This is a genomic window from Grimontia celer, assembly GCF_900055185.1.
GTDB classification, from domain to species: domain Bacteria; phylum Pseudomonadota; class Gammaproteobacteria; order Enterobacterales; family Vibrionaceae; genus Enterovibrio; species Enterovibrio celer.
This window is the reverse complement of the sequence record NZ_FIZX01000006.1, coordinates 85,567-100,972: the sequence shown is the minus strand read 5'-3', so window position 1 is coordinate 100,972 and position 15,406 is coordinate 85,567. Positions and strand designations below refer to the sequence as shown.

Here is a 15,406-nt window from a genome sequence, read left to right as displayed (position 1 = left end):
AGATAACAACCTAGTTGAATAGCAAACTCAAATCTACCCAGATCAAATAATGGAGTCCCGTTGTGATAATTAATGGTACTCATAGACATAAGTTAAATATATTTTTATGGTGGCCAATCCATTAAGAATTACCATACTAAAATTAACAAGGATGTGCATCAAATTTAATTCTTATAATCTTATAAAAATCATCCTCATAAATTAAACAAGAATTTATAATTTCATGGAGTTCGGAAATGCTGCCAGCTAACTTGAATTTATTTTTATTTACTATAATATAATCCACTCCAAATTTTTTAAGATTTTCAGCGAGAGAATTATTAAAATAACCTCCGTCTTTATCTTTATCTATCACTATACTACTGACTAACTTTCTCTCATTATCTATATTTATTATATCGACACCTCCATTAAACTGTATCACTACGGCTCTAACATTCATAAAAGAAACAATATCCGAACTAGTGATAGCATCAGAGAGAATAACACTATTGATGTCAATATGATCTTTAACTGTCTCATAGGCTGTATATACATCACTCGACATACCATTGCGGATAATGTGTCGGAAATCTCCATTCTTGAAGGAACCCCAGGCACTAAACCCGACCAAACACATACTCATCGTCAACAAAAAAGCATAAAAACTCCTCGATGAAAAATTCATCTTTCTTGAAAAAAAAGAACACATCAAATAAAAAACAAAGCCATATATTACGTAATGAAAAACCAATCTATTAAGTCTATTAATTGAAACATAAGAGATAATATCTCCCAGAAAAGGAACTGCAATTGGATTATACCTTACCAAGAAGGTAAATATAGCTGAGGACGACACAACTAAAATAAGATACTTATGTGTTCGAAGGAGAAAAACAAAAAATATTGATATGGAAAGACTCGCCAAATCATAGTAGTTAGTCGGAAAGGAAAAGAAATTCTCACTAAAAAAAGTAAAGTTATATTTTTCTTTCCACATAGGAGCACTTGCTATTTCAATAAATCCTTTATTATATTTAAGTTTAATAAAAACAAATGGCGCCGCTAATAAAAAAGTAAGTAAAAGTGTATTAAAGATCATGACATAATCATCTTTACGACCCTTTAAAAAACTAATTAATAACATACCACCGCCAATTAAAAAGTAAGCAATAATTCCTTGTTGATGAATGAAAACTTGTGAGGTTGCAGTCAATACACTAATGACCAAATGGATTGATTTATGACTCCTGAGAAATCTAATCAGAAAGGCAAGGGAGATAGGAAGAATTAACCATAGATAAACCCTATTCGGATATACCAATGCATCGTAGACAGTACCATTCATTATATTTGTAAAATAACAAGAAAAAATAAAGAATGAAATCATCAATGTAGTTATTATTTTCTTATTAAATGTAATGCTCTTAAAAAATGAATATAACGTAAATGGCAAAATAAATGATAATATTGGAGATAAGTAATGCCAAACGATCGGGACCTCAATCTCAGAATATCTTGAAATCAAGGCTAAAAGAAAGTAATAAACATCAAAAGCATGATCTGGTATCAAAGGTCTTTCAATCAAAGCATAAGAAGGGTTTTTTATGTATTCATCGTTAAAAACACCAATAATTGCTTGCATATGAACAGATGCATCACCTCTTGGATACCAACCTGAAAATAGAGAAATCCAAGCACCACCAAAAGCAACTAACAATATAATAATAAAAACTTGTGGGATTTCATATATAAGTTTTATTTTATCGCGTGCTAATATTATATAAATCAACAATAAAAGGTTGAATAAAATCGATGCATAATGTAGATATGATATATTTAAATTAAGTATATAACCACATAGAGTCAATATTGAGAATAGTACAAAACCCAAAGAGAATGAACTTCCAATTGCGTCTAATATATTTATCTTTTTAAAAAAAGATAAATATATAAGTACCCCAGGAAAACACACATATAATAAAAGAAATGCAAAAATGTTTGTCAGCCAAACATAGTCAAACATGAGACCCCCAGTAAAAATACATAGTCATTAAGGGTAAAATATAAAATTCAATCGAAATGGAAAGTGTAGAAAAGTTATTTAACACTTATCCATATTCCAACTATTACAAAAATAGAACCTATAATATTTTTAATCGAGTACGGCTCGTTAAAAATATAAAAAGATGCTATAGGAATAATAACAAACCCTAAACTCGTGAACATGTATGCAAGAGATAAATCAATACTTCTAAGAGTTAAAACCCAAAAAATAGTTGACATGAGATATAAAATAATTGCTATCGCGAATAACAAAATCGTTTTTGGGGAAGTAATTTCCCTTAAATCTGTAATTTGAACACTTATTTTTTTAAACAGTATTTGTCCAATGCTCAATGTTAGCACACAGAAAAAAATGAAAAAATATTCACTTTTCAACATTGATATGCACACAATAAAAAAGGTTTAAATCAGTATTTGGCACTTTAGTTGGCCACCAAGACTCCTGTACGTCATCAAATAAAAAACGAATAATTGCAATTAAATTAGTTATTGGATTGATATGCTCATTTGCCATTATAAAATCATATGGTAAGCCCATACTCTCATATTTTTTTCGAGGCCCTAATGTTCGACCAAATCTCCACATCAAACCTGGGTCACAAGGTAAAAGTATTGAGATCACTCCACCACTTTTACATTTTCTATACCATTCAAGTAATGCATCAATAGGATTACTGAGGTGTTCGAGAACATGACAAGCAATGACTCTATCAAAAAAATCATCTTCAAAGCTCAATTCGATAGCGTTTTCTAACTGAAAAACCACATTATCTTTATCTATATTACTTCTACAAATATCAAGCATACTATTACTAGCATCTGTCACATAGTATTCATGATATTCATGATTCACATACTCTATGTGGACACCAGATCCAGAGCCTACTTCTAAAACTTTCTCGTATAATTTTCTAGACACCCCCTTCTCTAAAACTGCATGGCCAGCTCTCATGCAATAACCTCCTACACCCGAATTATAATTATTTTCATCATATTTTTCTGAGTGCTCTTTAGACCAAATATTAAAATCATTAATTTTTTTTTGTGGATCCATTTCATCTATCCCCTAACAATATTTGCAACGGTATTTTAGGAATACTAGTGTAATCATAGTTAAAAAAAGAAACAATAAACTGTACTGAGAAAAATAAAGGCAATGCAGACAACATAACAGTTCCAGAGCTTGACAGAGTCCCATTGACAACTGATTGATAAAAGTTATATCCCCCGAAAAAAAATGAAAAAATGCTGAAAATCGCTGCTAATATAAGACTAATAGAACCAGGATTGAAATCATGTAGAAAATATTGATAAACAATTCTCTTAACCGCATTCCTTATATTTTTAACAAAAAAGACCCCTAAGCTATTTCTTATACTCAGATTGCTTTTTTCATCCCCATATATTGCTTTCATAGGAACATCGATGACCACTGCATGTATTAACTTTAGATTAAAAAGCATGTCACTTTCAAAAAAGAATCTACTCGATATCCTTTTTAAATTCAATTTTGACAATGCACTTTTATGTATCGCTGTGAATCCATTTGTAGGATCAAATATATTCCAATAACCTGTTGATATTTTAGTTATAAATGAGAGCCCCAAATTCCCGATCCTTCTCACAATTGGCATTGAAGCACTATCACTTACTAAGTAAAATCGATTACCTTTTGTGTAATCTGCTTTTCCCAACAAAATTGGATTTATTAAAATCTCAATTTCATCCGGATCCATTTGTCCATCACTATCAATTTTCACAACAATATCCATTCCTTCATTAATAGCTTCTTCATATCCTCTAATTGTTGCCCCTCCCACACCCAAATTCTTTGAATTAAAGATCACCTTTATTCGCTTATCTTTATAATTTTCACTAACAAAAGCACCAGTTTCTTGCGGACATTTGTCATCCACTATAAAAATTCTACTAACATAGTCCGGTATTTTATCTATGACGCATGATATTTTATCTCTTGATTTATAGCTAGGCATTACGATACAAATTTTTTTCATTTTTGACATCTTATTATTTCATTGACTAATAAAAAACATAATAAACATTTACCCATGTGGGAAATATTATTCCAAAAAACAGACATCCACTAATTAATTCATTATCCTTAATGGTATAAAGCCCTACACAACCTTCATTAAAAGTTAATATTAAATCTATTTCTCATTATTTGTTTAAATGAATTTTAATTTAATCATGTTCAATAACCCAATAACTGTAGCTTAACATGGCACACTTGATCAAATCTGCCACCTAACGCACTAATAAATGAAATTCCTACTATTCAACTATGTAACTCATACACATAACTAATCTCATTTCACCAATGCCTCAACGATCGGTATATCATAATCACATAGAACCAATTGGGAACTGGACAACTGTTTCTATCGATACTTCTCCTTTTTGAAAGAGCACTTTGACGATAACCCTTTTCTCGCTTCCATTCCGTCAGGGGGACTGATTTCAAACACTCACAGCTTCATTTCGAAGACGCACACACTCCCAATAATCCTTATCGATACATAATGGTATGATCGTCTTTATGCCAGTGTTCTTCGTTGATGACAAAATGTCTACCATAGACGTGTAGACATTTCCATAACCTGACTCAGGTGCCTTTCGATGTAAAAATTCCAGCTAGAATTGGCAAATCGTCATTGTCGACGGCAGAATCTAAAGTAAGCAATCGCGAGGTCTAGCTTTCGTAAAACACCCTCAAGCCTGTGATATCAATGGCAACATGCGTAACGGGTCCACGAGTAGGTAAATGTTACTGACTCCAACTATTTCTGACCGTTTGTTAATCCAACTATTGCAGCAATTTCAATTAAAACCATCGGGACAATTATCCTACCGAGAAAAACCTAAAATAAATGCAAAAAGTAATTTTAAAAACCTATGATCATCAGCGCCTTTTTCAATGATGCTCTTTACTGCACCAACTCTGGATCCCTAGGCTTAACGATTAAGGTAATAACCCACTTACTGAATACAGGTCCCATATACTTCCAAGAAGTAAATTACAGAACCAACGGCAGCCATATATTAAAAAGGGAGCCACACACTCAGAGATGCAGCCCCCGAAAGATTACGTAGTCAGGTTCAGCCTTAGCTTCCTGCGCATTCGTGCCACTTCGCGTTGAGCCTTGAATTGAGGTGCAACGGTGTGACCGATAGATAAGCCATCTTTCTCGAAGCCAATATCTCGCATTAGATGCTCTGACAAAGGCTCGCCAACGTAGCGAATTCGGCGATGGGCTTTTCTCCAGGCTGCTTCTTCACGTTTGATATCCATACGGACGAAAAACACGGCCAGACGCAGGTACATAGATTGATTCATGACGGACTCCTTGATGAGTTACAGGAGGCCTTGGATAGATTGCGGGCGAGGGATCTTGACTAGGAAATGTCGCTCAGAGCCGCAGTCATATCCGCGGCCCATTTGCTAAAAGGGTGCGGATTAATGTACAGGTTTTCGCATATCTGCGCGCAGATGGGTGGCGCAAGTCATGACGGATGTAAACAGTTGATTTGTCATCTTATTGCCTCCTTTCTGCGTAAACCTGCGGAACATTCCGCACTTGTAAATTCACTGTTAATACTAATGATTTAGATCAATATATCAATGCGTTATTTAATATAACCATGAATTTAGTGGCATCTTCTTTATTCAACAACTTGATCAAAGTTTCACCGCATCCTGTTCGATTTTTTGCCTATTTAAAAGGACATATACCCAAGCGACTTCTGATTACCTGCATTTTGAGGTCGTTTGGGTATGTAGCTTCAAGTTCCTGTCTGAAAATAAATTTTGCTCTGAGACCAATCTTCTGGCGAATATCAAGAATTTATAATGCGGTGAAATCACTCGCAAAATCCATCCTTTTTTCGGATGGTAATTAACTATCTTCAATCTTATTAGTAGATATCATGTCGTCACTAATTGAGAGGAATGAACCATGAGAACTGCTGCTGACCGTATTCGACACGCCATCGCTTTTGAGGTGATTGGCCTTATTCTCATCGTGAGCATTTTGTCCCTGTTTGGTTTTGATGCGGCGCACACTGGCGCACTGGGTGTGGCCTTCTCCATCCTGGCGACTGGTTGGAATTACGTCTACAACCTCTGGTTTGACAAAGCCATGGTGAAATTTACCGGGAAAACCGAGAAAAAGCAGAAACACCGGGTTCTTCACGCTGTGCTGTTTGAACTGGGTCTGCTTTGGATCACTCTGCCTGCTATCGCTTGGTGGCTCAACATCAGCTTGTGGCAAGCCTTCCTGATGGATATAGGCTTGGTAGCCTTCTATCTGGTTTACGCATATGTCTACAATCTGGCGTACGACAAAGTCTTCCCTATCAATGAAGGGAAGCTAGTCACCCAGTAATCTATCAGACGAAAAAAACCGCCTAATAAGGCGGTTTTCTATTTTCAGCTAATCAGTTAACGAAAGCTACGCGGTGCTGGAATCAAGCTGTGCTTATTCAGCAGACGGTACATAGTCGCACGGGATACACCCAACTCTTTCGCTGCCGCAGACACCTGACCATTGTTGCTTTCCAAAACAGCGAGCAGTGCATCGCGCTCAGATTCTTCACGAATCTTACGTAGACTTTGTTTGTAATCGCCCTGACGCGGCAGATCCAGATGCTCAGCTTCAATCACCAAATTATCCGCTAGCAGTACTGCACGTTTAACCTGGTTAATCAACTCGCGTACGTTTCCTGGCCAGCTGTAGTTAGTCAGGATCTTGTTCGCTTCTTCAGAGAAGGTACGCGCCTGTGTGTTGTACTGACGTGCAAACTTCAACAGGAAGTGTTCAGCCAGCTCTGGAATATCTGCACTACGCTCTTTCAGCGAAGGCACTGAGATACGAAGAACATTCAGGCGGTAGAACAAATCTTCACGGAACTGGCCTTCAGCAACTGCTTTCTCCAGATCCATGTGTGTTGCCGCAATCACACGCACATCAATTTCTTTCGAATATTTGTCGTCGTGTGTTTCCACTGTACCGTCTTGCAGTAAGTGCAGAAGGTTCGCCTGAAGGTTCAATGGCAAGTCGCCGATTTCATCCAGGAACAACGTCCCTTGGTGCGCTTGCTGTACTTTGCCTTCAGTTGTGCCATCGCCAAAGAGCTCATTTTGGATAAGCTTTTCTGGCAGCGCACTACATTTCACTGAAATGAACGGGCCTTTCGCGCGGGTTGAGGCATTATGAATCGCCATACCCACCAGCTCTTTACCCGTACCGCTTTCACCGTTGATTAGCACCGACACATCCGTCGGAGCAACACGACGAACCTGATCGCGCAGCTTCTTCATCACTGACGTTTTACCCAGTAGACCCATGTCACTGTGGTCGCCCAGTTGAGGCCATACGTGGCGCTCAAGCTTCAGCATGCCAAGCTGGTGACCGATGGTGCTCATCAGTTGGCTATCTGGAATTGGGGAGGTGAAGTAGTCGATGCAGAAGCTCACGATGAACTGACAAATTGCATCATTGTTGAGTTGATCTTCGCGGATCAGCGCCAGCCAGCGAACCTGCTTGTTGCGGTTTACCAGTGATGCGACACCGTTAAGACTGAAATCATCGTGGCTGATGTCCACAATACCAATGCAAGGACCAATGTCCTGAAGGAGAGATTGTGCTGCTCTGAGGTCATAACAGCGGTGACAACGCCAACCTGCTTGTTCCAGTGTTGCCAGCCATGGTTCGTAAGTTCCGCCTACTACGACGAGAGAACTTGGAACCGCCTCAGATCTGAATTGCATACCCATAACGCCTGCCTTTAGTCATCCATTAACGACACGTGTTCAAAATGTTGTGAGTATCATTATATTTTGTAAGACAAGCAGGTCTGTCTCAATGTAGATACAAAGTCGCTCTCAAATCAGCACAGTTCCCAGATAAGACACTTTTGCTGTTCGATTTGCTGACAACATAGGCATCTAGTAGCTGACATAATTGTCAGTAATATTAGTAAGATAGACTATTCTACAATGCCTAAAAAAGCCATCAAAATGGCCAACATTTCAAACACTTCTCATTTTTGAGAAATTTGGGATTCTCTATTTAATTTCTTAGATCATAGACTATGACCCGCTTTCGTGAGGTTATCTATTGATAGAGAAAGCAAAAAAACCGCATCTGGTTGAGACACGGTCTTTCAATTAAGGCAAATGGGTATACAACTATCTCACTTCTTCACCACTGGCGATGACTGTCTCGCGGACTTTGTCTGCAAATTGCAACGCTTCCTGGCGTACTTTGTCTTCATCCACAGTCAGTATGTCTCTCTCCTGCATCAGCACACGACCATCCACTATGGCGTGTTTCACGTTCGATGCATACGCTGAGTACACCAATGCGGAGTAAGGGTTGTACATTGGCACCATATTTGGCGCTTTCGTATCAATCACGATGATATCTGCGAGCTTACCCGCTTCCAATGAACCTATCTTATCTTCCATATGAAGCGCGCGAGCAGCTCCCATCGTCGCCATCTCAATGACTTTTATAGGCGGCATTGCGGCACGGTCTTTGTTCACCAGCTTGTGTACTTTAGCAACTTGGTTGAACTCATCCACTGTGCTTAGGGTGTTTCCTGACATCGGCCCATCAGTACCGAGACCGATTCGAAGACCATCATCAAACATCTTCAAAGCCGGCGACACACCTTTGGCAGACTTGATGTTGGCACTCATGTTATGCGCGATGCCCACATCGTGCTTTTTCAGCAGCTCAATATCGTGGTCATCCACATTGATCACATGCGCGCCAACTAAGTTCGGTGTAAGTGCTCCAATATCCGCCATGTATTCGACGGGAGACTTACCACCACTGCGCTCGTCAATCACTTCGTTCTCACGCTCTGACTCCGCAAGGTGGATCATCACCGGCACATCGTGCTCTAGCGAAAGCTTAGTGATTTTCTGCAGTACTTCGGTGGTATTGGTATAAGGTGCGTGTGGTGCGAAAGCCGGGGTAATGCGTGGATGGTCTTTATATTCCTTAATAAAGTTCAAAGCGTATTGGATGCCTTCTTCCGCATTAGCGGCATCAGCGACTGGAAACTTAATGACGGTTTCACCCAGGATCGCGCGCATACCAATCTTGTCGACGGTTTTCGCCACTTCATCTTCGAAGTAGTACATATCGGCATAAGTGGTCACGCCGCCTTTCAGCATTTCCACATTACCCAGTTGCGCACCGATACGCACCATATCTCGGCTCACCAACTTACTTTCCAATGGAAAGATGTAGCGGTGCAGACGATCTGGCACATCGTCACCCAGTGAACGGAACACTGTCATTGAAGCATGAGTGTGAGTGTTGATCAGTCCTGGCATCACGATGTCGCCATCCACATCCAAGACAGTTTTAGCCTGATAGGCTTTCGACAGACTCTCGTCACCGACAGCCACAATTTTGTTGCCATCAACAGCCACCACACCATTCTCGTAAACCGCTTTGTCAGCGTTCATGGTCAATACGGTCGCGTCTTTAATTAACAGGTCGATATGTTCAACAGCAAACGCTGCCGATGAAGCCAACGTTGCCAGGGCAACACTGGCGGAAAGGAAGGATTTTTTTAGCATGGTTATCTTCAATAAAAGCAGCAAGGAATTGCGCGGGCATCATCCCTGCAGATGAATCAAACCGGAACTAAAACGTTAATTGCATCGCAATATTTGTGACATTAAGCAAAAGCTCGCACACCAACATACACACATAAAAAAACACTGGCATAAGCCAGTGTTTTTGGTGTCTCAGAGACGTCTCAGAAGTCAGTCAGATTTAGTCTTTCTTCTGGTTCTGTGGACGCATCGCCGGGAACAGAATCACGTCACGGATAGTGTGCGTGTTGGTAAACAACATTGCCAGACGGTCGATACCGATACCTTGACCCGCTGTTGGTGGCAGACCATGTTCCAGTGCAGTGATGTAGTCTGCATCGTAGAACATCGCTTCGTCGTCACCTGCGTCTTTCGCATCAACCTGCGCTTTGAAACGTGCGTCCTGATCTTCTGCGTCGTTCAGCTCCGAGAAGCCGTTCGCCACTTCACGGCCACCGATGAAGAACTCAAAGCGGTCGGTGAAGAACGGATTGTCATCGCTACGGCGCGCCAGCGGAGAGATATCTGCCGGGTAGCCAGTGATGAAGGTTGGCTGGATCAGTTTAGGTTCTGCAGTTTCACCGAAGATTTCTTCCAGCAACTGACCACAAGTCCAGAATTTCTCAACGTAGATCTCCAGTGACTTCGCGATAGCCACCAGCTTTTCACGATCCTGAACGTCTTCAACGGTCAGCGCTTGGATATCAGCGTGCTCTGGGTTGTAGTGTTTGATCGCTTCCAACATGGTCATACGTGCGTATTTACCACCGAATTCCACGGTGTAATCGCCGTAAGGCATAGAGGTTTCACCCAGAACTTCAACAGCTACGGTGCGCAGCATGTCTTCAGTCAGGTCGATCAGGTCGTTGTAATCTGCGTACGCCATGTAGAACTCGATCATAGTGAATTCTGGGTTGTGGCGTGGAGACAGACCTTCGTTACGGAAGTTACGGTTGATTTCGAATACGCGCTCGAAACCGCCAACAACCAGACGTTTCAGGTACAGCTCAGGTGCGATACGCAGGAACATCTCCTGATCCAGTGCGTTGTGATGCGTGATAAACGGACGTGCAGAAGCACCACCCGGGATCACTTGCATCATTGGCGTTTCCACTTCCATGAAGTCTTTTGACTCCATGTAACGGCGAATAGCAGAAATCAGCTTAGAACGCACCTTGAATGCGTTGCGCGAATCTTCGTTCACGATCAGGTCAACGTAACGCTGACGGTAACGCATTTCCTGATCAGTCAGACCGTGGAATTTCTCTGGCAGAGGACGCAGTGCTTTAGTCAGCAGTTGGTACTCTTCCATGTTCACGTACAGGTCGCCTTTACCAGACTTATGCAGTGCGCCTTTCACACCGATGATGTCACCGATATCCAGACCTTGGTACTGCTCTTTCAGCACGTTCTGAACGTCTTTCGCTGCGTACGCCTGAATGCGACCGCTCACGTCCTGAAGTGCCAGGAAAGGACCACGCTTTGCCATCACACGGCCAGCAACGCTGACTTTATGATCCAATGCTTCCAGCTCTTCCTTGCTCTTTTCGCCAAACTCAGCCTGAAGATCAGCCGCTTTGTGCTCACGGCGGAATTCATTTGGGTGGCCGTTTGCATTGCAGCTTTGACGAATGTGGTTCAGTTTTGCACGACGCTCCGCGATCAGCTTGTTTTCGTCTTGTAACTGGTCAGTCATAGTGAACCTTTGAATTAACTTAAAAAATTACAAACCAGATTTCAGGCTGGCTTCAATAAACTTGTCGAGATCACCGTCAAGCACCGCTTGGGTGTTACGGTTTTCGATACCGGTACGCAGGTCTTTAATGCGTGAGTCATCCAGAACGTAAGATCGGATCTGGCTACCCCAACCGATGTCAGACTTCGCTGCTTCATTTGCCTGTTTCTCTGCGTTCTGCTTTTGCAGTTCCAGTTCAAACAGTTTTGCGCGAAGCTGCTTCATCGCCTGGTCTTTGTTCTTGTGCTGGCTTCGGTCATTCTGGCACTGCACCACAGTATTGGTTGGTACGTGTGTAATACGTACCGCTGATTCAGTGGTGTTAACGTGCTGACCACCCGCGCCTGACGCACGGTATACGTCGATACGCAGATCAGATGGGTTGATATCGATGTCGATATTTTCGTCCACTTCCGGGTAAATAAACGCAGAAGAGAACGACGTATGACGACGACCGCCTGAATCGAACGGAGACTTACGAACCAGACGGTGAACACCGGTTTCGGTGCGCAGCCAGCCGTAAGCATATTCGCCACTGATACGAACGGTTGCTGATTTCAATCCAGCCACATCACCTTCAGACACTTCAATCACTTCTGTCTTGAAGCCTTTTGCGTCAGCCCAACGCAGGTACATGCGCAGCATCATGGATGTCCAGTCTTGCGCTTCAGTACCGCCTGAACCTGCTTGCAGGTCGATGTAACAATCAGAACCGTCGTGATCGCCAGAGAACATACGACGGAATTCCAGCTTCGACAGCTTCTCTTCCAAATCGCTCAGCTCTGGCTCGATTTCATCGAACGTATCCTGATCGTTTTCTTCTACTGCCAGTTCCAGCAGTTCGGTGATGTACTCGCCGCCCTGATCAAGCTGGTCGATAGTTTCTACTACCGCTTCCAGCGACGCGCGTTCGCGACCCAGCGCTTGAGCGCGCTCAGGTTCGTTCCACACATCAGGTTGTTCGAGTTCGGCATTAACTTCTTCTAGACGCTCTTTCTTGGCGTCATAGTCAAAGATACCCCCTAAGGACATTTGCACGCTCAGCAATGTCCGCTAGGCGGTTTTTGATTGGATTGATTTCAAACATGGTCACTTTTCTATGTTCGGAATGAGTTTTAACCGCCGAATTCTACAGAATTGCGGACGGAATATACAGAGTGTGATGGGGATCAAAGGAGAAATTTTCGGAGAAAAATGAGAGAAAAGGCTAAAGGTCCTGGGTCCTACAGTATTTGAACTGTTTAGCAGAGCCTCTGGCTCTTGCTCCTCCTAGGACCTTCTTTTCCATGGACCCTAGGACCTGCTCTTCCTTACCTAAACCGCTGCCATATGCTCAACCATCAACTGCACCGTGCGGTTACCACGGAACTCATTCACATCAAGTCGATAAGCGACCTCAACCATTTGAACAGAAGGATCCGGCCAGCGGCGCAAGTCAATGTTGAAGGCGATGGCATCTACCATTTGTCCGCCCATGACAGGTTCCAGCATCATTTTAAGGTGTTTTCCGCCCACCAGCTTTTGATGCAGTAGCTTGAACTTGCCATCAAACAGTGGTTCAGGAAAGCCTTGCCCCCAAGGACCACCGGAACGCAGGGTTTCAGCCACATCCAGATTGATCTCGTTGGAAAGAAGTTCTCCGTCAGAAAACAACACCCCTTTTAGCTCTTCTTCGCTGATGGTGTTTTTTACCGCTTCATCGAACAGCTTGGAGAAACGTTCAAAGTCCGCTTCTGCGATAGTAAGACCCGCGGCCATGGCGTGACCGCCGAACTTTTTAATCAGGCCTGGGTTCTGGGTATCAATCACATCCAGGGTGTCACGCATGTGTAGTCCCTGAATCGAGCGCGCTGAGCCTTTAATGGTGCCTTCACCGCCATCAGCGAAGGCAATCACAGGGCGGTGGAACTTGTCCTTAATGCGTGAGGCAAGAATGCCTATCACGCCCTGATGCCATTCACGCTGGAACAGTGCAAGGCCGCAAGGCAGGCTGCTGCCTTCGCCAAATTGGAGACGCTCACAAATCGCCATCGCCTCTTCTTTCATGCCCTGTTCTATTTCCTTGCGGCTTTGGTTCAGGGCATCCAGCTCACTTGCCATCTGGCGCGCAGCTTGAAGGTTTTGACACAGTAGAAGCTCAATACCGAATGACATATCATCCAAGCGGCCAGCTGCATTAATACGTGGCCCCAAGGCAAAGCCGAAATCGCTCGCCACCAACGTGGTCATATTGCGATTCGCCACTTCAATCAAAGCCTGAATACCCGGGCGGCATTTCCCTGCGCGGATTCGCATTAAACCCTGATGCACCAAAATACGGTTGTTGGTATCCAGCGATACCACATCGGCAACCGTACCCAATGCGACCAAGTCCAACAGTTCCGCCAAGTTCGGTTCAGCGATACCACGCTGGGCAAACCAGCCGTTGTCGCGAAGATGGGCACGCAGCGCCAACATCAGATAAAACGCAACGCCCACACCTGCCAGCGATTTGGATGGAAAACCACATTCGTTGAGATTCGGGTTCACCATGGCATCAGCATCCGGCAGCACTTCGCCCGGTAAGTGGTGGTCGGTCACGACGACTTGAATATCGCGGGCTTTGGCTGCCGCAACACCTTCAATCGAAGAAACGCCGTTATCCACGGTCATGATAAGCTCCGCACCTTTGGCCGCAGCTTGCTCAACCACATCAGGACTCAGGCCATAGCCATCGTCAAAACGGTTCGGCACCAGGTAATCGACGTTGGTGCAGCCCATCATGCGAAATGCCGTCACTGAGAGCGCCGAGCTGGTTGCGCCATCGGCATCAAAGTCGCCCACCACGATAATGCGTCGCCCTTCTGCCATTGCAACTGCCAGCAGTTCTACGGCGCGTTCAATACCATGCAGTTCGTTGTAATTCAGCAGCCCGCGAGCGCTTCGCTCCAGTTCACCTTCAGAGGTGATACCTCGGTTAGCGTAAATACGCTGGAGTAATGGCGGAATTGAAGCAGGAAAAGCAGCATCCTGTGCCGCGTGACGACGTTTAATTTCAATCATGGAATGAACCTGTGCCCGGCGGCGTTACCACCAAGTTGATGAATGCGGATTGAAGAGACATTGTAACGGGTGACGGAGAAAGAAAAAGCCCGAGGCCTGTTTTCGGTGAGCCAAAAACGCAAAAGGCGCCGACTTTCGCCAGCGCCTTAAGTATCTAAGCAGTGATTAGCTTTCTTTTTGCTTCAGTACTTGCAGCAACTGAGGCGCAGGTAGATAACCTGAAAGCATGGTGCCGTCTTCCAGCATAATCGCCGGCGTGCCAGTCACACCCATCGCGCTACCAAGAGACATGTGGCGGCGGATAAGATCCGTACACTCTTTGGTCTCTTCGTCGAAGTTACGCGCTTTCGCCAGGTTCATGGCATTAGCTTTGTCATCTGCACACCAAATCGCGCTCATCTGGCCGATATTCGGTGAACGCTCACCCGAGCGAGGGAAAGCCAGGTAGCGAACGGTAATCCCCAGATCGTTGTACTCCTGCATTTCACGGTGCAGCTTCATGCAGTACCCACAAGTCGTATCGGTATACACATTCACTACGTATTTCTCGTCTTTCGCCGGATAGACGATCAACTCTTTCTCTACACCTGCCTCATCAAACAACGTCTTGTTGCGTTTGGCCTGAGTGATTTCAGTCAGGTTGATAGATTCCGTCGGTGTAGTATGGAAGAGCTGGCCGTAGATAAAGTAAGAACCGTCTTTATTGGCATAAACCACACCGCCATTGGTCACGACTTCGTACAAACCTTCAACCGGCGCTTTTTCAATGCTTTCAACATTCAGGCGGTATTTTGTCAGTACATCAGCAATCGCCGCTTTATCTGCGCCTTCCGCTGCCTGTGCGCCGAATGACAACATGGCTGAGGCAATCAAAGCGCGCGCCATCAGTTGTTTTAAATTCATAGTGTTCAGATCCTGAAAATGGGTTTGCGGGCAAACTGTCACTC

12 protein-coding genes are annotated in these 15,406 nt (G+C 43.4%); 1 reads left to right on the top strand and 11 read right to left on the bottom strand.

Annotated features, from left to right (window positions below):
• Positions 1-142: 142 nt before the first annotated feature.
• The 5 genes from GCE9029_RS22830 to GCE9029_RS22810 form a co-directional block, all read right to left on the bottom strand.
• Positions 143-2,005 (bottom strand): hypothetical protein, encoded by a 1,863-nt coding sequence (locus GCE9029_RS22830; protein ID WP_062667247.1) that lies wholly within the window; start codon positions 2,003-2,005, stop codon positions 143-145.
• Positions 2,006-2,079: 74 nt separating this feature from the next.
• On the bottom strand, positions 2,080-2,424 hold the full coding sequence (locus GCE9029_RS27035) for an SMR family transporter (protein WP_062667245.1): 345 nt from the start codon (positions 2,422-2,424) through the stop codon (positions 2,080-2,082).
• On the bottom strand, positions 2,411-3,100 hold the full coding sequence (locus tag GCE9029_RS22820) for a class I SAM-dependent methyltransferase (protein ID WP_062667244.1): 690 nt from the start codon (positions 3,098-3,100) through the stop codon (positions 2,411-2,413). The genes GCE9029_RS27035 and GCE9029_RS22820 overlap by 14 nt, the downstream gene beginning before the upstream one ends.
• A 1-nt stretch (position 3,101) precedes the next feature.
• Positions 3,102-4,070, bottom strand: coding sequence for a glycosyltransferase family 2 protein (locus tag GCE9029_RS22815; RefSeq protein ID WP_062667243.1), 969 nt, complete (start codon positions 4,068-4,070; stop codon positions 3,102-3,104).
• 1,082 nt (positions 4,071-5,152) lie between these two features.
• Entirely contained in the window at positions 5,153-5,404 is a 252-nt protein-coding gene (locus GCE9029_RS22810) for a hypothetical protein (protein WP_062667242.1), read from the bottom strand.
• A 619-nt stretch (positions 5,405-6,023) separates the two neighbouring features.
• On the opposite strand from GCE9029_RS22810, the gene GCE9029_RS22805 reads away from it, so the two are divergent.
• Positions 6,024-6,452, top strand: coding sequence for a PACE efflux transporter (locus GCE9029_RS22805; RefSeq protein WP_062667241.1), 429 nt, complete (start codon positions 6,024-6,026; stop codon positions 6,450-6,452).
• Positions 6,453-6,508: 56 nt separating this feature from the next.
• Here GCE9029_RS22805 and GCE9029_RS22800 read toward each other — a convergent pair whose 3' ends face one another.
• From GCE9029_RS22800 to dsbC, 6 genes are all read right to left on the bottom strand, one after another.
• Positions 6,509-7,843, bottom strand: a complete 1,335-nt coding sequence (locus tag GCE9029_RS22800; protein ID WP_062667240.1) for a sigma-54-dependent transcriptional regulator — start codon at positions 7,841-7,843, stop codon at positions 6,509-6,511.
• Between the two features lie 414 nt (positions 7,844-8,257).
• A complete protein-coding gene (locus tag GCE9029_RS22795; protein ID WP_062667238.1) occupies positions 8,258-9,664 on the bottom strand; it encodes an amidohydrolase in 1,407 nt (468 codons plus the stop codon).
• Between the two features lie 199 nt (positions 9,665-9,863).
• Positions 9,864-11,378: a lysine--tRNA ligase gene (gene lysS / locus GCE9029_RS22790; protein WP_002540382.1), complete on the bottom strand. Its 1,515-nt coding sequence runs from the start codon at positions 11,376-11,378 to the stop codon at positions 9,864-9,866.
• 27 nt (positions 11,379-11,405) lie between these two features.
• A protein-coding gene (gene prfB / locus GCE9029_RS22785) for a peptide chain release factor 2 (RefSeq protein ID WP_152442392.1) occupies positions 11,406-12,504 on the bottom strand; the annotation gives its coding sequence in 2 pieces (ribosomal slippage) (positions 11,406-12,428 and positions 12,430-12,504; 1,098 coding nt in all).
• Between the two features lie 227 nt (positions 12,505-12,731).
• Complete coding sequence (gene recJ / locus GCE9029_RS22780) at positions 12,732-14,459, bottom strand: single-stranded-DNA-specific exonuclease RecJ (RefSeq protein WP_062667236.1); 1,728 nt, start codon at positions 14,457-14,459, stop codon at positions 12,732-12,734.
• Between the two features lie 165 nt (positions 14,460-14,624).
• Positions 14,625-15,362: a bifunctional protein-disulfide isomerase/oxidoreductase DsbC gene (gene dsbC, locus GCE9029_RS22775; RefSeq protein ID WP_062667234.1), complete on the bottom strand. Its 738-nt coding sequence runs from the start codon at positions 15,360-15,362 to the stop codon at positions 14,625-14,627.
• Positions 15,363-15,406 lie beyond the last annotated feature (44 nt).